The sequence below is a fragment of the Chryseobacterium sp. UF-81 genome, from assembly GCF_058245105.1.
The window spans coordinates 109,055-129,055 of record NZ_JBSIBX010000004.1 but is presented as its reverse complement, the minus strand read 5'-3'; the positions used below and the strand labels follow the sequence as shown (position 1 = coordinate 129,055).

20 protein-coding genes and 1 tRNA gene are annotated in these 20,001 nt (G+C 37.4%); 2 read left to right on the top strand and 19 right to left on the bottom strand.

From position 1 onward, the window contains the following. Positions 1-166: 166 nt before the first annotated feature. The 3 genes from AC4IFE_RS07865 to AC4IFE_RS07855 form a co-directional block, all read right to left on the bottom strand. The gene (locus AC4IFE_RS07865; RefSeq protein WP_490756129.1) at positions 167-1,264 is read right to left on the bottom strand and encodes a glycosyltransferase family 4 protein; all 1,098 of its coding nucleotides are present in this window, start codon (positions 1,262-1,264) and stop codon (positions 167-169) included. A gap of 124 nt (positions 1,265-1,388) precedes the next feature. Then, positions 1,389-2,201, bottom strand: coding sequence for a 2,3,4,5-tetrahydropyridine-2,6-dicarboxylate N-succinyltransferase (locus AC4IFE_RS07860; protein WP_490756127.1), 813 nt, complete (start codon positions 2,199-2,201; stop codon positions 1,389-1,391). Positions 2,202-2,360: 159 nt separating this feature from the next. Beyond that, positions 2,361-2,933, bottom strand: a complete 573-nt coding sequence (locus AC4IFE_RS07855; RefSeq protein WP_490756125.1) for a C40 family peptidase — start codon at positions 2,931-2,933, stop codon at positions 2,361-2,363. Positions 2,934-3,086: 153 nt separating this feature from the next. Here AC4IFE_RS07855 and AC4IFE_RS07850 point away from each other — a divergent pair, with 153 nt between their 5' ends. Then, the gene (locus AC4IFE_RS07850; protein ID WP_490756124.1) at positions 3,087-3,734 is read left to right on the top strand and encodes a hypothetical protein; all 648 of its coding nucleotides are present in this window, start codon (positions 3,087-3,089) and stop codon (positions 3,732-3,734) included. Between the two features lie 37 nt (positions 3,735-3,771). On the opposite strand, the gene AC4IFE_RS07845 is transcribed toward AC4IFE_RS07850, so the two are convergent. After that, on the bottom strand, positions 3,772-4,140 hold the full coding sequence (locus AC4IFE_RS07845) for a hypothetical protein (protein WP_490756123.1): 369 nt from the start codon (positions 4,138-4,140) through the stop codon (positions 3,772-3,774). Positions 4,141-4,562: 422 nt separating this feature from the next. Between AC4IFE_RS07845 and AC4IFE_RS07840 the strand changes: the two genes are divergently transcribed. Further along, the gene (locus AC4IFE_RS07840) at positions 4,563-5,246 is read left to right on the top strand and encodes a hypothetical protein (protein ID WP_490756121.1); all 684 of its coding nucleotides are present in this window, start codon (positions 4,563-4,565) and stop codon (positions 5,244-5,246) included. A gap of 252 nt (positions 5,247-5,498) precedes the next feature. Here AC4IFE_RS07840 and AC4IFE_RS07835 read toward each other — a convergent pair whose 3' ends face one another. From AC4IFE_RS07835 to AC4IFE_RS07765, 15 genes are all read right to left on the bottom strand, one after another. Continuing rightward, positions 5,499-5,876: a Rid family detoxifying hydrolase gene (locus tag AC4IFE_RS07835; RefSeq protein ID WP_490756120.1), complete on the bottom strand. Its 378-nt coding sequence runs from the start codon at positions 5,874-5,876 to the stop codon at positions 5,499-5,501. Positions 5,877-6,008: 132 nt separating this feature from the next. Continuing rightward, positions 6,009-6,917 carry an alpha/beta fold hydrolase gene (locus AC4IFE_RS07830; RefSeq protein WP_490756118.1) on the bottom strand — a complete coding sequence of 303 codons (909 nt, stop codon included), beginning with the start codon at positions 6,915-6,917 and terminating at the stop codon, positions 6,009-6,011. Positions 6,918-7,142: 225 nt separating this feature from the next. After that, on the bottom strand, positions 7,143-7,967 hold the full coding sequence (locus AC4IFE_RS07825) for a helix-turn-helix domain-containing protein (protein ID WP_490756116.1): 825 nt from the start codon (positions 7,965-7,967) through the stop codon (positions 7,143-7,145). 260 nt (positions 7,968-8,227) lie between these two features. Beyond that, positions 8,228-8,617, bottom strand: a complete 390-nt coding sequence (locus AC4IFE_RS07820) for a cupin domain-containing protein (RefSeq protein WP_490756115.1) — start codon at positions 8,615-8,617, stop codon at positions 8,228-8,230. A gap of 266 nt (positions 8,618-8,883) precedes the next feature. Then, a complete protein-coding gene (locus tag AC4IFE_RS07815; protein WP_490756114.1) occupies positions 8,884-9,696 on the bottom strand; it encodes a phage tail-like protein in 813 nt (270 codons plus the stop codon). A gap of 5 nt (positions 9,697-9,701) precedes the next feature. Further along, entirely contained in the window at positions 9,702-10,472 is a 771-nt protein-coding gene (locus tag AC4IFE_RS07810; RefSeq protein ID WP_490756113.1) for a phage tail-like protein, read from the bottom strand. A 15-nt stretch (positions 10,473-10,487) separates the two neighbouring features. Then, positions 10,488-11,213, bottom strand: coding sequence for a phage tail-like protein (locus tag AC4IFE_RS07805; RefSeq protein WP_490756112.1), 726 nt, complete (start codon positions 11,211-11,213; stop codon positions 10,488-10,490). Between the two features lie 425 nt (positions 11,214-11,638). Continuing rightward, positions 11,639-11,712, bottom strand: a tRNA-Ala gene (locus tag AC4IFE_RS07800). A gap of 165 nt (positions 11,713-11,877) precedes the next feature. Further along, positions 11,878-12,360, bottom strand: a complete 483-nt coding sequence (locus AC4IFE_RS07795) for a MarR family winged helix-turn-helix transcriptional regulator (RefSeq protein WP_490756110.1) — start codon at positions 12,358-12,360, stop codon at positions 11,878-11,880. After that, positions 12,357-12,854 (bottom strand): GNAT family N-acetyltransferase, encoded by a 498-nt coding sequence (locus AC4IFE_RS07790; RefSeq protein ID WP_490756109.1) that lies wholly within the window; start codon positions 12,852-12,854, stop codon positions 12,357-12,359. The genes AC4IFE_RS07795 and AC4IFE_RS07790 overlap by 4 nt, the downstream gene beginning before the upstream one ends. A 159-nt stretch (positions 12,855-13,013) precedes the next feature. Further along, positions 13,014-14,429, bottom strand: a complete 1,416-nt coding sequence (locus AC4IFE_RS07785) for a TolC family protein (RefSeq protein WP_490756108.1) — start codon at positions 14,427-14,429, stop codon at positions 13,014-13,016. Between the two features lie 88 nt (positions 14,430-14,517). Next, complete coding sequence (locus tag AC4IFE_RS07780; protein ID WP_490756107.1) at positions 14,518-17,664, bottom strand: efflux RND transporter permease subunit; 3,147 nt, start codon at positions 17,662-17,664, stop codon at positions 14,518-14,520. A 3-nt stretch (positions 17,665-17,667) separates the two neighbouring features. Further along, positions 17,668-18,852 carry an efflux RND transporter periplasmic adaptor subunit gene (locus AC4IFE_RS07775; protein ID WP_490756106.1) on the bottom strand — a complete coding sequence of 395 codons (1,185 nt, stop codon included), beginning with the start codon at positions 18,850-18,852 and terminating at the stop codon, positions 17,668-17,670. 1 nt (position 18,853) lies between these two features. Next, entirely contained in the window at positions 18,854-19,309 is a 456-nt protein-coding gene (locus AC4IFE_RS07770) for a transcriptional regulator (protein ID WP_490756105.1), read from the bottom strand. A 116-nt stretch (positions 19,310-19,425) separates the two neighbouring features. Continuing rightward, positions 19,426-19,938 carry a GNAT family N-acetyltransferase gene (locus AC4IFE_RS07765; protein ID WP_490756104.1) on the bottom strand — a complete coding sequence of 171 codons (513 nt, stop codon included), beginning with the start codon at positions 19,936-19,938 and terminating at the stop codon, positions 19,426-19,428. Between the last annotated feature and the right edge of the window lie 63 nt (positions 19,939-20,001).

Genomic DNA, 20,001 nt, shown 5'->3' with positions numbered 1-20,001 from the left:
TTTACTCAGACGGTTTTAATTATTTTTGATTTTAACACATGTTTATATCAACCAATTCCGTCTTAGCAGAGATGATGATAGTAATGATGAAGTGTTAAAAAATTCGGTTTCATTGTTTTGAATTGTGGTACAAATGTAGGATTTATTTTTAAACTGCAAAGTTTTTTTACAGATTTTTTTTGTAAAGATCCATCAGCTGCGCTGCAATAGGTTCGTCATTAAATTTCTGAACAAACTCGAAACTCTTTTCTGCACGGCGTTTTCGCTCGGATTCATTTTCCCAGAGAAATTTTATCTTGGCACTGATATCTAGATAATTGGAAGGATCGATGTAGACAGAGTCTTTTCCTCCTGCTTCCGGCAGGCAGCTAGCATTGCTTGTAATGGTTACTGTCTTTGAAAAAAGTGCTTCTATTACAGGAATTCCAAAGCCTTCGAAAAAGCTCGGGTACACAAATATGTCTGCCAGCTTGTAAATCACAGCCAGTTCATCCATGGAAACCCCTTCCAGAAAAATCACCTGTTTTTCCATCTTGTTTTTCCTGATAAAATCTTCTACTTTTTTATAATAGGTAGTCTTTCTTCCAACGACAACCAACGGAATATCTGTTCCACTGATTCCTTTAACGATATTGAGAAGGTTCTTGCGGTCTTCGATGGTTCCAACATTTAAAATATATCTTTCCGGAAGGTTGAATTTCTCCTTTACCACCTGAATAAATTCATTGGACTGCTGTTCTTTAAAAGCTTTGTGACATCCCTGATAAATAACTTCAATTTTGCTTTCAGGGACTTTTAAATAGGTGATAATATCTCTTTTCGTCTGCTCTGAAATAGCAATGATTTTATCTGCTGAAGATGCGGCTTTTTTAAATTTCCAAAGGTGTATTTTTCGATCAAAAAAGGAATAATACTGCGGATATCTCATGAAAATCAGATCATGGATCGTAACGATTTTTTTGATGGGTTCTTTGCCCCACTTCAACGGAAGTTCGCCAGAAAGTCCATGGAATATATCTGCTCCCTGTTTTTGGGCGTCTTTTCCCATTTTAAGCTGTCGGGAAAGATTTCCTTTTGAGGTGGATACAAACCGGACATTCGGTCTTTCCAGGATTTCTTTGCCCCTTTCTGAACTGTTTTTGTTCAGCAGCAGGTATTCGTTTTCAGGATAATATTGAGAAAGAATCCTGACAAGGTCTCTTGAATAATTGCCCAATCCGGACGTATTGTGAAAAAAACGTTTTGCATCGAAGGCAATTTTCATATCAAAGTTTTTAATAAGCTTTTTTAACTCTTTAAAGGTATAAATAAAATAAACCCTAAATGACTATTCAGGGTTTATTGTATAAATTTTAAAATGAAACTTCAAAATTTAGAGAAAGCATAGCTTATACCGCTACATTATTCTCTCTTAAAGCATCATTAAGGGATGTTTTTTTATCTGTAGATTCTTTTCTCTGGCCGATAATCAATGCACATGGAACCTGATATTCTCCGGCCGGATACTGTTTTGTATAACTTCCAGGGATTACTACTGAACGGGCAGGAACTCTTCCTTTGATCTCAACCGGCTGGTCGCCTGTAACGTCAATAATTTTTGTAGAAGCTGTCAGCACAACATTAGCACCCAATACTGCTTCTTTTTCTACGTGAACACCTTCTACGACAATACATCTTGAACCGATGAAACAATCATCTTCAATAATAACAGGAGCTGCCTGTAAAGGCTCCAATACACCACCGATACCTACTCCGCCACTCAGGTGAACATTTTTACCGATCTGTGCACAGCTTCCTACCGTAGCCCAGGTATCCACCATAGTTCCTGAATCTACATAAGCTCCGATATTGACATAAGACGGCATCAGAATAACTCCTGAAGCAACGAAAGATCCTTCTCTGGCGATTGCATGCGGTACAACTCTTACTCCTTTTTCAGCATAATTTCTCTTCAAAGGAATTTTGTCATGAAATTCAAACGGACCCACTTCAATAGTTTCCATCTTCTGGATCGGGAAATACATTACTACGGCTTTCTTTACCCACTCATTCACCTGCCATCCGTTTTCTGTAGGCTCAGCAACACGAAGTTCTCCAGAATCCAATAAAGAAATAACTTCTCTTATTGTTTTCTTGCTGTCTTCGTTCTGTAATAAATCTTTATTATCCCAAATGTTTTCAATAGTTTGTTGTAACGACATGTTTCTTGTTTGATTTTAATATAAATTATCCCTGCAGCTTCCCACAGTTCTGAAGGCCAAAAATACAAAAGATTGCAATAGTATACAAGTTAAGTCACAGACCTTGCATCGCCTTCATTTATTGTTTCACTATACTGTCATTCACAAATTACAGTCTTATTATAGGACTCTCTGGGCGTGGAGATAAGCCTTATTCCAGTATTTTTCGTTCAATGAAGAGATAATCACCCCTTTTGAGGTGGAAGCATGAATGAATTTCACTTCTCCGTCTGCTCCGATGTCATGAACGATACCTACATGGGAAACCCTGCTTCCCCCGGCTGTTGCAAAGAAAAGAAGATCTCCGGGCTTTACCTCTTTGATGTCGATCTTTTTACCGGCATCAGCCTGATCTGTTGATCGACGTGGAAGTGGAAAATCATTTTCTTCAAAAACTTTTACGGTAAATCCGGAACAGTCAAAACCTGAAGACGTATTTCCTCCGAATCTATAAGGTGCTCCGAGATACTTTTCAGCATCTTTCAGGATATCGCTGACTGGCCTGGAAATACTTCCACTAAATTTTGATTCCAGCTTTCTGAGATTTTCAGCTTTCACAACGGTTTTATTTCCTGTATTTTTTTTGGAAGATACCTTCTTTGAAGATCCGCAGGAAACTGTGATAACAGAGGCAATTACCAGAACGGAAAGCTGTTTTATTCTTAAGTTTTTTTCAAATAATCCCGGTATCATAGTCATCTGATTTTAAATGAAGTAACTAATTATGGAACAAATATACATTTTTATATTTTAACTATAGTATAACTATACTACAACTATATAATAAATATATGTTAAAATTAAAAATTGTTATATTTATTAGTATATTTGATTCAATTTTGTAATATGGCAACGTACGAAAGTTTGATAAAGATTAAAGGCGGCGTAGGCGATCTGGTTTTTTACAGCCTGAACGGAAAAAATGTAGTGCGGAAAAAAAGCGGATTTAATAAAACGGCCTTCAAAAAAAGCCCTGCTTATGAGAAAGTAAGACAGAACAGCTCTGAATTCGGGCACTGTTCGAAAGCCGGCAAAACAATACGGAGCTGTATTGAAAGTTATATAAAAGAATGTGATGAGCCTCTGCTCTACCAAAGGTTTGCCAAGCTGATGACGGCAATCAAAGATTTAGATACGGTTTCAGAGAAGGGAAAAAGAACGGTACAAAACGGACTTCTTACTGAAAGAGGAATAGCACTGCTTAAGGAATTTAAATTTGGAAATAAAAAGAATTTCGGCAGTGAATTTTTTGTTTTTGAAGAAAAGGAAGGTATGGTATTGAATGTAGCCGATCAACTGTCTGCAGATGAAATAGTAATGATCACCATACAGCCTGACCTTGAAATATACTCTGCTGAATATTTTGAAGATAAGCTTTTGATACATCAGGAAAAAGAAATCCACTTTAAAAAGCATTTCCAGGATGATAAACTTCTGCTTTATTTTTTAGTGTTCAGGCAAAAGGAAAATATTACCTATATGGGATTTGTTTAAAATAAAAAAGCCTGCAGATTGATCTGCAGGCTTTCTTTTATTGTTTGTTTCCTGTCCAGGTTCCGGATCTGGCCGGTGTAGGAACAGCGTTTGTCCAGTTTCCGTTTCCATTTTTCTCTCTTGAAAGGGTTCCTTTGAATTCTCCATCGGAAGGAAGCCCGACTACAGCAGTAAGGTCTCCGGTATCAGTTAAGTTTCCGGAAATATTATAATTTTCGTCATTAACTGTGGAATGCATTGTTCCGGTTACTTTCCCATCACTGGCAACCACAAGATTCCAGGTCCCGTTATCGCTTCCGGTATATTTTCCCGACCATGTTCCTATATAATCATAAATAGTATCATCATCAGAGCTGCATCCGATAAATAAAAAAGCTGTTAAAAGAAGTAAAAAAAGTTTCTTCATAGTTTCTAATAGTTTATAAGCTAATCAAATTTTATTATTATTTATTCATATTCCACTTTAGAAAAATAGAAAAATGAATCAGTGTTTAATGTTTTTACGGCTTGTTCGGTGCAAATCTACTAATTTTTTTCATTCGGATTATCTGAATTTTAATCAGCCGTTTATATTTTTATGAATAAACGGTATATTTTGGCTAAAAATATAATTATTTATCAAATGAAAAGAAGCAACTACTCCCTACTTATTAAAATATAGTATAGAATATGACCATTCGATTATAGGTTGATGCGTTTACTTAATATTCTTATTCTGAATTTTAATATTTTTTCCTATTAAAAATAATTTATATAATTTTTTTCAGAATTATAAATATTTCTTACTTTAGTGAAAAATCTATAACCATTAAAATTCAAAATAATAAGATGAAAACAGGATTAATATTTTTTGTTGCAATAGCCTTTTCCGCCAGTCTTAAATCCCAGGTAGGGATTAATACAGAATCACCTTCCCATACTCTGGATGTCAACGGGCTGGTTCGGGTGAGAGGTCTGGCCAATGCGGAAAGAAAAATAGTTGCAGCAGATCCTCAGGGCGTTTTAATATTAATTTCACCTGAAGAGGTTTTCTCCCCGAAAGCATTATTGAACACTTCTATGTCACCCGCTGAACAAAGGCTCACCGTTTATGAAGGTAAGTGCTTTCAGCCGACAGATAATGCATCTTCATGCACGGTGAATGTCAATCACTACAGTTCGTGTGCCGGTTTTAACCGCGCCATAGATACACAGATCGTGGTAGGACAAACAATTAATACGGCTAATGGGCAGTTTTTAGGAACCTGGGCCGCTCGTTTTATTGATAACAAAGGTTATGTGGGTGGATCGACGGCTGCCGAACAGGTCGCTCCTGATTATCCCAGAATCTCCTACCCCGTTGCCAATGCAGCCAACTATTTAGGAAGCGGATCTTTCTCCGGGCAATGTAATGCGGATCTGGTAGCCACAATTAACCAGACCACAGGTGACATCAAAGTAGAATCTGTGAAAAGAAGCATGTTTGCCCATCTGGTTTACCTTTTATCCATCTCACGCTCAAGAAGTAACTAAGCACATATTAGAATAAAAAGCTGCATTGTATGCTTTGTAATTTTTTACTGACGGCCGGCCGGTGGATTACAGGTCAGACTATTTTTGCAAATGCGGTTAGGATTAACACTTTATAAATAAGATAATGGATAATCAGGGTTATAAATCCGGTTATCCATTTTTTTAGCATTTGTTTATAATTATGCCTTGATTAAATAAGAGGTTTCGGCATTAGTATTTTCTTTTGGTGGAAGTTGATGACATGCAATGACCTTAACGTTCTTTTTTAACAGCTATACATTCGATTTCGATACTTGCGTTTCGAGGTAAAGACACTACCTGAATGGTGCTTCTTGTCGGGAAATGATGATGAAAATATCTGCTGTATATTTTATTCACTATTTCAAAATGGTTCATATCAGTGATAAAAACGGTTGTTTTTGTGATATGTTCAAAATCAGAATGATTGTCTTCAAGGATCATCTTTAAGTTCTCAAAAATCTGAACTGTCTGTTCTTCAATTCCAGGTTTCAAATTGTTTGTTTTTTGATCTAATCCGATTTGGCCTGAAACAAATATCAAATTCTCATAATGGGTTGAATGGCTATATGGGCCTATGGGTTTTGGTAAATCAGCATGTTTTACCGTCATAACTTCTTTTTTTATACTGCATGACAGCAATGTCAGCGAAAGCAGTAAAAATATAAATTTGCTCATGTTAGTTGATTTTACGGGATAAAAAAGAAGTTAGCTTTTGCAAACTAACCTCTTTTGTTTTTTCCATTACTTTTTGATGAAGTTGAATAATTCGCTATTAAATTTTTCCAGTTCCTCGATGAAAAGTGCATGGCCGCTTTTCTCGAAAGGTACCAAAGTGGCATTTTTAAGTGAAGCTTTCATTTGTTCAGCAAGATCATAAGAACAGATTTTATCTAACTTACCGTGTAAGATCAGTGTTGGAATTGTTATTTTTTTCAAATCACTGCGCAAATCGGTGTCTCTTAAAGTTTTTAATCCTTCTGCCATAGCGTAAGGTGATGCCTGAGCCTGAATATTTCCTAACCATGCTCCATGCCCCTGGGATACACTGGTATCATTCGCAGGAAAGATTTTACCGAATGTGGCGAATAGCTCCGGGCGGTTTGTATTGTTGAGATGAATCAGTCCATCAACATCCTCTTTGGTCCATAAACCATAATTAAAGTCTGCGCGTTTTGTCCAGATTGGTGCTGCTGCTCCAAACAATGCCATTTTGGAAACATGAGCTGCATTATATTTGGCTACATAATGAATAACCGTTGCACCTCCCATGGAAAATCCTCCGATTGTTGCATTCTTGATTTCCAGTTTGTCTAAAACAACCTTGATATCATCTGCGAAAACATCATAGTTATACTTACCTCCGGGTTTATCAGATAGTCCGAATCCTCTTAATGTAATCCCAATCACCCGGTACCCTTTTTGAATAAAGTCGGCATATTGATATTCATACATGGCATCGCTCAATGGCCATCCGTGAATTAAAACAATAGGCTCGCCCTCACCGAGGTCAGTTACATGAAGCCGTACATTCTTTTCTACTTCAATATATTCTTCCCTTCCAAAGGATGCAGGAGTTCTTTTTGTTTGCGAAAATACATGGCTTGAAATTAATGTTGTAAATAATACGATTGCTAAAATTAAATTTTTCATGATCTTTAAATATTTAGTTGTTGTTATAGTTGTTGTTATTTTTTGATAGTACAAAGTTGGGGTAATTGTAAGGTCGCATCAATGGATAGTTTTCGCTTTGAATTGCACTTTTTGCCTGACTAGGTGTATGAGGTCTAAAGCAGTCTTCAGAGATTCAGGATATATATGGAAAAAGCACAATCTGACAGATCGTGCTTTATTGGTATGGTAGATAAAAAGTGATTTTTAAAACTGTTTTCTGAAGCTGGTTGGTGATATGCCAACATGTTTTGTGAAAAAGCGGACAAAGTAAGCATCGTCTTCGTAATTCAGGCTATAGGCAATTTCCTTCACGTTCATTGTTGTATGGGCTAAAAGCCGTTTACTTTCGAGAATAATACGGTTCTTTATAATTTCATTAGGCGTGTCCTTGCTAACTAATCCTATTTTTTTGCTCAAATTTTTCGGGGTAACACACAGCAGATCTGCATAATCAGCAACAGTATGAAGCGTTTTATAATGTTGCTCCACCAATTTGCTGAATTTTCTCAAAAACTGAACATCAGCCTGCTGCTCCTGGTCAGATAACTGATGCTGCTGTTTCCAGATACGGGTAGATTTCAGAATAATCAGTTTTAGCAATGTCCTTAACATCTCTTCTGTACCGGAATCTTCATCTCTCAGTTCAGACTGTATATCTCTGATGATCTTTTGAATTTCAGCGGATTGCTCTTCGTTTAAATTTATAAAAGGAATTTCAAACACATTATTATACAATATACCATCGCACGCCACTTCCTGATCATGGATTTCCACACAATAAAAATCCCGGTTAAAATGCATTAGCTGACCGCCAATGGTTTCACAGGGCTTTAAAATGACATGAGGATTAATGAATAACAAGCTGTCGGTTTTCATTTCGATTTCCTGAAAATCCACCTGGATAATAGCATTTTTGGGAATGAACAGGACTTTGATATGTTCATCTATTGTCGTAAGAGAATCGTTTTGAATTGAGGTTTTACTGAATTCCAGGTTACCAAATTTTTTGTATGAAAATTCCTTTATCATTGCAGATTTAAAAGATTGTTGTTAATTTCTTCGTGTTAAACATCTGTTTGTAAAATTAATAAATTAAAAGTCAGCAATGCTACTGATTTTTCTTTGTTTTGCCTGAATTTTGCTCTCTGAAATTGGTATTTTTCAATCTCCATAAAACAAATGGGTAATCCTTACTTTATAAGTTAAGAACTACCCATTGAAACAGTTTATCAGACTATTCATCAAAACCTTCTTTTACAATATCCCAAATAGCTTTTTGATAAAACTGGTTATTTTTTAAACAAGAGCAGAGGCTTATCTTTTCTGACAATATATGTTGCGAGTTCTGAGGCTTTCACTTCTCCAATATTCTTTGCGGAATGGTTCTTACCGGCCGGAACAAAAAGTACTTCGCCTGCTTTGAGAATTACAGGCTGCTCACCTTCTAACTGGTATTCAAATATACCTTCAAGCACATAAATAACTTCTTCCCCGGGATGGGAATGCATACCGACAGAAGTGCCCGGCTCCAGGTCTATGCGTGCCTGAATAGTTTCATAGCCTGCAGCTTCAATAGTATGTCTTTGAAGATCTGTGCGTGTTACCCCTGATTGCTGTGCATATACGGTTCCGGACATTAAAGTTGTAAATAATCCGATGGTTAAAATTAAATTTTTCATGTTCTTTAAATATTTATTTGTTGTTATTTTTTGACAGTACAAAGTTGGCTTAATCCTTCAGGTTCAACAATGGACGGCCTTCGCTTAGAATTGTACTTTTTGCCTCTGTCAATTTTTATAATCTCTGTTTGTATATTGAACAAAAAAATCTCCGGAAAATCCGGAGATAAAAACACAATTGATAAAGAAAACTATATTAAGAGTTATTTGTCATTTATCTTACAGTTCGAACAAATTGATTATCACATTACACTAACTCTTTCCATTTAAAAGCTTCCCATATACCTTAAAGTAAGGTTAGAAAGGTCTCCATTAGGGGTAATTGTAGCAGGATCTGTAAAGCTGGGATCTTTATAGTATCTGTTGATCGAGAACCAGATCCTGTCGTTTACATTTAACGTTACAAATCCTGATATAGCCGTATTGCTGTCAAAAACATTGACCCCGCTGGGAAAACCGTACGCAGTCCGGAGATTAGGGACAGGTTCTGCACCATTTACCAAAACCACCCCTTCGTAGGCATCTCTTGCAGCATTTACACCATTATTGACGCTATGAAGTGAGATCACAGCCTGTACGTGATACGTTCCTGCTTTCTTTACAACCAGTTCTCCGGATGCATTGACGTCAAAATTTCCTGTGTCATTGGCAATAAGCGTATTAATGTCAAAACCAAGGGTTCTTACATTGGTTGATGCAGAAGTCAGTGCTCCTTCATCAAATGCATTCTTACAGCTTACATAAGTAATGGTTTTATCCTTTGTCATCTTATTCATAGAAAAAAATGGAATCCACGAATTGCTTGTATTGTTCCACCAGTAAAAACCTCTTTCAATAGTCTGAGTCAGTGGATCTTCAAAATCAAGAAAAACCAGTAATCCATGTGCTTTGGCATTCGTTACATTCAGCGAGGTTACCCTGGGAATAATCACGCCTTCATTGCTCAAAGGATTATCTTTATCAGTCGTCCTGATTTCCAGCGTAGTTTTGGGTGTATTGGTATTGACTCCGACCTGAGCGCTCAGAAGTCCAAAACAAAAGAAATTACCCAATATAAGTAAAATTGAAATATTTTTCATAATCATTAATCTAAATAAGATAAGGTTAGGGTATACACAGACTCCGGACCAACTGCAGTATCACAGGAATTGGTTCTCCTCGTCTGTACGGAGATCCTCTGCCCTTTGGTTAGTGTGATTATATCCGAAATAGTATGATTGGTACTTCTTTTAGCATTATCCGCTGCCGGTAAAGGTGATTTGGAGATAAGTACAGGGCTGGCCCCATTATTTATAAAAACACCCACTTCAGTTATTGTTGCACCAATATCCCCGGTATTTTTATAGACGCCACCAGTAAAGAATAATGAATAATTCCCGGTTTTCCCTATAATAACATCCCCATTCTGTAATGTATAATTGGCATCCGGTGCTTCCAATGATGTGAATGGTGCTTTAAACCAGACATTGATGTTGGCATCTCCGCTGGCAATTACCGGAAAGCCGCTTCCCGAAGCAAGCGTTTTGAAAAGATTTTTTCCTAAAATCTTGGTCTGGAAGATATACTGCCATAATTTTTTGTCATCGTCCCAAAAATAATACCCCTCAAAACCAGCTGCGCCGGTACCGGCATTATCTAAAAACACCAACATTGCATTCTGATTCTGCACAGGATCAGTAGCCGAAAAACGGCTGACGGTAGGAAATAACATACCTGCAGAATTTTCCGGAGTATCAGGGTCTTTTGCACGAATATCGAGCAAAGACTGTGGAGTATTTGTATTGATACCTACTCCTTTTTGAGCATACAGGCTTCCTAAGGACAGAGTTAAAAAAAATATCGTTAACTTTTTCATAGTATTAAGCATTAATTAGTCATTCAGATAAGTCATGGTAATACAATTGGTTCCATACCCTGTATAAACGGTACTTCCTGTTTCCGTAGTCTTTTGTATGGTCACTCTTATGACATCATTCTGCGCCAATTCCAAAATCCCGCTAAGTGCAACACTTGTGGCAGTTGTTCCTTCATTAGTTAAAGAATTGGAAGTTGTCAGAACTGTTGTTCCGTTCTTTTTGATTCTATAGGTATAAATTGCCCTGTTCTCGTTTACAGTACCTACTGTTTTTTTTAATGCTGAATTAAAACTGATCAGATACGTTCCGCTCTTCCCTACAGTAACCTGGTTGCCTGAAACAGAAAAACCAGTGGGATCATAAGCTTTTAATGTACTGAATTGTACATTGTTTTCTGTATTTCCGGAAGCAGAATATCCGCTTCCGGTTACCACATAAATAGCATCATCATAAAGACGATTAAAATTACTGAGAAAAGACACCCAGCTTGTGCCATCCCAATAATAAAAGCCATCGGGAAGTGTGGCATGCTGAAATAAAAAAACAGTATGTCCTTTTGCCTGGGCAACGGGAAACAATTTTACCTTGGGAATTAAAATTCCATCTGTTCCGGTAGGAGATGAAATGCTCGTTGGTTCTACATGAAGACTTGAGGCCGGAGTTTCTGTATTTATACCAACTTGGGCTTTAATACTAAAGACTCCTACAAGAAAAGTAATAGGTAATATTAGTTTTTTCATAATTATGTTTGTTTATTAGTTCCATTCAGAACAAATACCTGATATAATCTATTTTACTATTGTAATTAAATTAACAATACAAAAACATATCATCATTAAAACAAATATAGTAAATATCTATATGAAAAAACATAATTAATTAGATAAAACAAATGAAAAATAATAACAATAATTAAAAAATGAATAATTATTTTTCAAATTATTAAGATTATTAATGCAAATCATAAAATATAAAATAAAAAATATTCACACTGTTATGTGAACAATCTCTGACTATTTAGGATAAAATATGTTCTACGAATTGCCAAAAATTACAGGCTTTTTAAAAGGATGAAATTTTATATAAAAAAATCCTGTATTTCCGAAGAATTACAGGATTAAATAAGTTCCAAGCATTTTTGATGAGATTTAAATCATCTGCCTTGTGGAGAATACGGGGATCGAACCCGTCACCTTTAGACTGCCAGTCTAACGCTCTAGCCAGATGAGCTAATTCCCCTACTTTTTTAAAGCGGTACAAAAGTAAGTATTTAAACTGCATCTCCAAATATTTTCTCACTTTTTTTATCAGATTTTATTCTAATTTTTTTTGCTGTTATTTAGTGCTTGAAGTAATTTAGCTAAAAGCATGAATACTATATTTAACAAATAGCTGATATTCAAATTATTCCATTTCTTTCTTCATCTGCATTGCACGCTGGTAAAAAGACTGCATTGCAATTTTTTCTTCCGCTTCATTAACGGCTGCCAAAAGATGGTTCTGATTGTCTGCAATTTCTCCCAGTACTTTTGTGACCAATTCCCAAACCGGCTTCATTTTTTCGATGAGCTCAAGACCTTTTGGAGACAGTACGATCAGTCTTTTTCGCTCATCCTGTTTATCTTTTTTCGATTGGATAAGCTGCTGTTTTTCCAGCTCTTTTAATAAACTTATCGTTGAAGGATGAGTGTATCCTATTTCGTTGGCAATCTCTACCACACTCAGCATTTTTTTGTGGTGCAGCGTAAAGATCACAGGAAACCATTTAGGCTCAAAATCAATGCCGAAGGCTTTATAGATCATGGCACCATCTTTTCTGAGCTGCTCGCTGAGACGCTGCAATCTTGTTGATATGGCCAGGATTCCTGATTCATCTATTATATTCATACAGTCTGGTTTACATTTAAATAATAAAAAATATTATCAGCACCCATTAATGGAAAACGGGTTGGTAGATTTTCCTTTTTAACCTGTGAAAAATGATTCCTTTCATAAAACCGCATTGCCGCTTTCAGTATTGAAATTGTTCCTAAATATATGGCTTCTATTCCGTTTTCACGGCAGAAAGAAATTAAAACTTCCAGCAGTTCCTGTGCAATATTCAGCTCTTTCCCCCTGAATTCTTTTTTTACAAACATCTTCCTTATGGCTCCTTCCCTTTCATCAAATTTAACCAATGCTATGGAACCTACAAGTTCACCGTCTATAAAAGCTCCCCAGAAATTTCCGCCGGGTTCCATATAAAAACTTTCAATCTGTTTAAGATCCGGCTGATCTTCTATCGTAATAGGAACGTTAAATTCTTTTTGCTGAATCGTTAAAATCAGATCAATCAGCTGATCGGAATATGTATTGTTTAATTGTTGAATATGTGCTTTCATATTATTAAAATATTTACAATACAAAACTACGTAGTCTACTACATATATGCAAATAAATATTTCTTTTTATAAGAATTTTAACAATCTATAGAAAGTGTAATCAATAAAAAACGCATGCCAGAAGTGGCATACGTTTTTAAATCTTTGGCTGGGATATTTTTATTTCCAACCACCACCAAGAGCCTGATAAAGCTCTACTGCAGCTTTCATTTTACTGTATTCTGCGTTGGAAATATTAAGTTCTGCATTCAACGAGTTAACACTTGCATTGAGCACTTCAAGATAGTTTGCCATACCGTAGTTAACAAGCTCCTGAGAATATTCTACAGAATTTTTGTAGGCATTCAGCTCTTTCTGTTTTAAATCTATGAATGAATCCTGAACAGAAAACACACGGATGGCATCTGAAACTTCTTTTCCTGCGGTGAGCACGGTTTTTCTAAAGTTCAGATAAGCCGTTTCCTGATTGGCCAGACTTACTTCATAATTGGTTTTAATCGCTCTTCTGTTTAGAATCGGCTGAGCCAGGCCTCCTACCACACTTGCAAAGAGTGAATTTACACTGAACAGATGGTCAATATCAAGAGACTGGATTCCTCCGCTTCCTGTAATTTTTAAAGTAGGATAAAACTGAGCTTTTGCAGAATTGGTCAGTTCAAAAGCATTCATCAGATTATATTCTGCTCTCATTACATCAGGGCGGTTGGCCAATAGCTGGGCAGGATATCCGAGCCTTAAATCAACAGGAACTTTCTGACTTTCCAATGTCGATCTTTCAATGGTATGAGAGGGCTCCCCCATCAGCAAGCTCATTGTGTTTTCCAACAGCTGAATTTGGGTATCTATATCAATCAATAAAGATTTTGCATTGAAGACCAATGCCTCACTTTGCTGAACGGCAACCTCTGTTACTGTTCCTGCAATTTTTAAAGCTTTAGTGGTCTCTAAATTTTTCTCACGAACTTTGATGGTCTCCGTAATAATTCTTTTTTGGTCATCAAAAGTCAACAATTGATAATAAGCGGAAGCAATAGATGCCACCAAATCACTTTTTACAGCCCTATGTGCTGCAACAGTTCCCAGATAAGTAGCCAATTGAGCTTTCTCCTGAGCTTTCATTTTGCCCCAGATATCTGCTTCCCAACCTAAACTTGCTGTAATATCAAGCTGATTGATATAACGCCGCTGTCCAAACAATTGTCCGGTTTGTGTATTGAGAGACTGAGTCTGAAATGCATAACCTGGACCTACTGTTAGAGTCGGTTCATAGGCTGCTTTACTTTGCTTTAAATAAGCTTCTGCAGAATTGATACTTTGCAGGGCAATTCTGATATCCAAGTTGTTATCTAAAGCCTTCGAAATATGCTTTTGAAGTATAGGGTCGGTAAATATTTCTTTCCAGGAAATATTGGCAACCGTTGTACTGTCTGAAGGCAGCATATCTGTACGGAAAAGCTTTTCGTCCACAACATTTTTCGGTCTTTCATACTCTTTTCTGGCCATGCACGATGTAATGGCGCCCAGTATGACCGCTGAAAAAGTTATTCCTTTTATGATGTTTAATAAACTCTTCATTTGTTTTAATTAGAAGTTAGAAACTAGAAACTAGAAGTTAGAGACCAGACTAATTTCTAATATCTAACTTCTAACATCTCTAGTAATATTATTCTGCTAAATTGATTTCTTCTTTTTTAATTGGCTTCACCTTTTCCTGTAAGGTTTGGAAAATCACATACAAAACAGGGATTACAAACAATCCTAAAATTGTACCTATTAATAATCCAATTGCGGCACCTGTGGCAATAGATCTGTTACCTACCGCACCAATTCCACTCGCCAGAACCAATGGTAATAAACCGAAAATAAAAGCAAATGAAGTCATCAAAATTGGTCTTACCCTTGCTTTAGCCGCATTGATGGCAGACATGACAATGGTTTCGCCATGATGTCTTCTCTGGACAGCAAATTCAACGATAAGAATTGCGTTTTTGGCCAGTAATCCAACAAGCATGATCAGAGCGATCTGGAAATAAATGTTATTTTCCAAGCCCATAATCTTTTGCCCGAAATAAGCTCCCATTACTCCAAGAGGGAGAGAAATGACAACGATCAGCGGAAGGATGTAACTTTCATATTGGGCAGAAAGAATAAAGTAAACAAAGACTAAGCTTAATCCGAAAATCAGAAGGGTCTGAGATCCTGAGTTTAATTCTTCTCTGGTCAGTCCGGTAAACTCTACCGCATAATTCTGGTTCAGCGTTTCACTTGCTACTTGCTGTACAGCAGTAATGGCATCTCCGGAACTGTATCCTGCTGAATTGGCTCCCGTTACCTTCACTGAAGTAAACAGGTTATAACGGCTTACAGACTGTGGCCCATATGCTTTTTTCAGAGTGACAAACTGTGAAATAGGAGACATCACTCCTGATCCTGTTTTTACATAGAGCTCGTTCAGGTTTTCAATATTTTTTCTGTTTTCAGGAAGTGCCTGAACCATTACCCTGAACTGTTTTCCGTATTTGGTAAAGTCAGCAGTATAAATACCTCCGATATATCCCTGCATGGTCGCCAGGATATCACTTACAGAAACTCCAAGCTGCTTGGTCAGCGGAACATTGATCTCCATCTGGTACTGAGGATACTTGGTGTTGAATGAGGTCTGGGCAAATTCTATTTCAGGTCTTTCCATCAATTTACCGATGAACTCATTTGTTTTGTTATCCAGATCTGCATATTCTCCACCCGATTTATCCAAAAGTACCATCTCAAAACCGGCACTGTTACCAAAACCAGGTACACTTGGCGGCTGGAAGAATACAACTTTGGCATCCGGAACAGCGCCTACAATTCCAAATAGCTTTTTAGTGATATCATCAGAGGTCTGACCATCTTTTTTCCTTTCATCAAATGGCTTTAATTTAACAAAGGCAAGACCGTTGTTACTTCCATTCCCGGATAAGAATCCTCTACCGGTGGAAATCGTGACATTCTGTACACCCGGAACTTTTAAAGCTTTGGCCTGAAGTGTTTTCAGAGCATTGTATGTTCTTTCCATGGAAGCTCCCGGAGGAAGCTGAACGTCTGTAAAGATAATTCCTCTGTCTTCTGTAGGGACAAAACCTTTTTTCATTGTGCTGCTCGCCCAGAATAAAATACCTCCGGTAACCGCAAAAATAATCAGGGTTACCCATTTATGTCTTAACAGGAATACAAATCCTCTTCCGTAACGCTCAGTGGTTGTCTTGAAGGCAATATTAAATTTATAAAAGAATTTCTGAAGGAAATTAAGATTACTGTATTCTTTATGATGTTCTGAGTGAGGCTTTAAAAATAGTGAACATAAAACCGGGCTCAGAGTCAAAGCGTTGATCGCAGAAATAATGATGGCTATAATAAGAGTAATCCCAAACTGCTGATAGAATACTCCTGTAGGACCTGTAATAAAAGTTACCGGAATAAATACCGCCGCCATTACCAGAGTAATAGAAATAATAGCTCCTGTGATCTCGTCCATAGCTTCTACAGTTGCTTTTTTAGCATCTGCAATACCGTGTTCCATCTTGGCATGAACGGCCTCGACGACGACAATGGCGTCATCCACCACAATACCAATAGCAAGTACCAATGCAAACAAGGTCAGTAGGTTTAAGGAATACCCAAATAAATTCAGGAAGAAAAATGCCCCTACAATAGATACCGGAACTGCAATAGCCGGGATCAGGGTAGATCTGAAATCCTGCAGGAATATATACACAACGATAAATACAAGAATAAAAGCTTCAATAAGAGTATGTACTACCTTTTCGATAGAAGCTTCAAGGAATTCATTGGTATCAAAGTTAAATGTATATTTAACGCCTTCCGGAAAAGTACCTTCGGCAGATTTCAGATAGTCTTTAATATTTTTAATGATCTCCTGAGCATTGGAGCCAGGAGTCTGGAAGATCCCCATACTGATGGACGGATTGTTTCCGTTTTCCCCGATCCCCGTGTAAGACTGGCCTGCCAATTCTACTTTAGCAACGTCTTTCAGCATCAGGCTTTGTCCGTTTCCAAGGGATTTAATAATGATATTATCATACTGTTCCTTATCATTGAACTTACCAACATATTTGATGATGTATTCAAAAGAGCTCCCGCTGTTCTGTCCTATAGAACCTGCCGCTGCTTCTCTACTCTGTTCGTTGATGGCATTGGTAACATCTGTAGGTGTTATGCTGTAAGCAGCCATTTTTGCAGGATCCAGCCAGATTCTCATGGAGTAGTTTTTACCGCCGAAAACGTTGGCATCCCCTACACCATTGATCCTTTTAAGATTCGGAATAATGTTGATGTTCAAAAAGTTCTGAAGATATACGTCATCCAGATCCTTGTTTTCGGAATAGAAAGACATATACATCAGGGCACTCGTCTGCTGTTTCTGCGTTACAACCCCGGAACGTGTTACCTCAGATGGTAAAAGCGGTGTCGCTCTTGCCACACGGTTCTGTACGTTTACCGCCGCAATATCCGGGTCTATTCCCTGTTTAAAGAAAACCTGAATCTGTGCGGAACCATCGTTCCCGGCACTGGAGGTAATATAATCCATCCCTTCTACCCCGTTGATCTGTTCTTCCAGAGGTACTACAACACTTTTCATTACAGTTTCCGCATTGGCTCCAGTGTAGTTTGCTGAAACGCTTACTGTGGGAGGTGCAATGTCAGGATACTGTGTGACCGGCAGCGAGATAAGCCCTAACACTCCGAGTATAACAATAATAATTGATATAACGGTGGATAAAACCGGTCTGTTAATAAAATTTTTAATCATTTTTTAGAATTTCGGTTTTATTGATTGAACAAGGCTATCCATTTTTACTTTTTTAGGCTTAACAGCTGTTCCGGGTTTTAATCCTCCTATACCTGCCGCAACAATGATTTCTCCTTTGTTGACACCAGATTTTATAAGAGCAAGATTATCTATTCTGTCTATGATATTTACTACAACATTTTTAGCGGTATCTTTCTCCACTTTGTAAACATAGACAATACCCTGCTGCTCGTAAGTTGCGCTTTCCGGCACCACCAGTACATTGTCATAGTGCTGCGGAAATCTGATGGTTCCGCTATTTCCGTTGCTTAATAATTTCTGTGCATTGGTAAAGGCCACTCTGAACTGGATGGTTCCGGTGGTAGGGTCTATCTGTCCGGTAATGGCTTCAATTCTTCCTTTTTCAGGATAAAGGCTTCCGTTGGCCAGCTGCAGTTCTACCATCGGAAGGTTTTTAATCTTTTCGGGCATAGATGCACCTGGGGATTTTTCAAGGAAATCAAAATATTCTTTTTCATTCATTGAGAAATAGGCAAAAATTCCGGAAGTATCGGATATCGTTGTTAGTGCAGTCTGGTCGGTTGGTCCTACCAAGCTTCCCACTTTCAGTGGAAGTCTTCCGATCACTCCGGAAATAGGGGCACGGATGATAGAATACTCAATATTGGCTTCTACTCCTTTATAATTGGCAACGGCCTGTCTTTTTGCAGCATTCGCCTGTTGCAGCTGGGCCTGAGCCTGGGCCAGATTAGCCTGAGCTGTCTGCAGCTGTACATTACTGATGATATTTTTCTGAACAAGAGGCTTCAGCTTATTGACCTCTACCTGTGCTGCATTTACAGAAGCCTGTGCTGCTGCAATTGTAGATTCTGCGGCACCTATGCCTGCCTTGGAAGCGGCAGCATTTTCAGTCAGGATATTGGTTTCAAGACGAAACAATGGCTGCCCTTTTGTCACATACTGTCCTTCATCTACCAGGACCTGCGTAATATATCCCTGGATTTTTGCACGGACATCATTGTTAACCCTTCCCTGTATGGTGGCCGGAAAGGTCTGATAGCCCACTATATTTTTTGACTCCACAGAAATTACAGGGTAAGGTTTAGGGCCATCCTGTTTTGGAGCTTCTTTTTTGCAGGCTGTCAGTGAAAGCGCTGCAATAGAAAGTATAACTAGCTTATTATTCATTTTAAAGTTTATTAAGAGATTCCTGAATATTTTCTATGTTTTTGTATAAAAGTGCTTTATAAGCTTCTATTCGTTCGTTGTATTCATTATCATGATTTTTTTTAAAGTTGTTTAAGTCATCCAGTAATTTAAGTTCATCCTCCATTTTTTGAACAATTTTTTCAAATCTGATTTTCTTGTACTCATCATTGATGAAAAAATACCGTTTTCGCTCATCCATTTTGTTGTGGTCAATAATCAGCTGCGCATTCAGCAATAATGAAATACTGGTAGAAACGGAGCTTTTACTTGCGGAGAGCACTTCCACAAATTCGTCAAAAGTAATTCCCACTTTCTCATAATCGAAAAGCAGGTAAGCATAAATTTTTGAAGCTAAAGGCGGTAGGTTGAAAACGGTGCCATAAAATTTTACGGCATCTTGAAAAATTTTTTCATCAATTTCTATACTTTGGTGCATAATATAAAAATTTTGACAAAAGTAGAAATTAGTTCAGAACTAAACGAACAAACATGATAGAGTTTATAAATAGGTATTCTTTTAAAAATTCAATGAAACATGATTTAACTTTTAGCTTAAAGTATAATCTTTTCATAGGCTTTCCTCATTCCGTCAGCCAAAAGTACTTCACCACAGTAGGAATAACCTTTGCTTTCAAGGATTTTCAGCATGGCGATATTATCATAATTTGTATCTACTTTTATACTCTGGATTCCGTGAGATCTTGTAAAATCTTCAATGTGGTCAAATAGTTTTTTTACCATTCCCTGGCCTGCAAATTTTCCGTCAACTGCTACTCTATGGACAACAACAAATTCTCCGTTGCTCAACCAGGCTCCTTCAATAGTACTGTAAGCCGGTTCATCATTTAAGATCAACGCTGCATATACGGCAATTTCTCCATCAACAGTAAGGACGTAACCAAAACCTTTTGCAATATCACTTTCTACGGTTCCTGGATTAGGATAGCCGTTCTGCCATTGGGTACTTCCATCCTGTTTCCTTCTTTCAATGGATTGTTGGATGATTTCCCAAATTTTGTCCCTGTCATCAATTTCTGCTTTTCTAAGTTTAGTCTCTGAATTCATTGTTGGTTTCTTGAATTGAATGATTTAAGTATTTAAAAGATTTGGATAAGTTTTTAAGTTTTG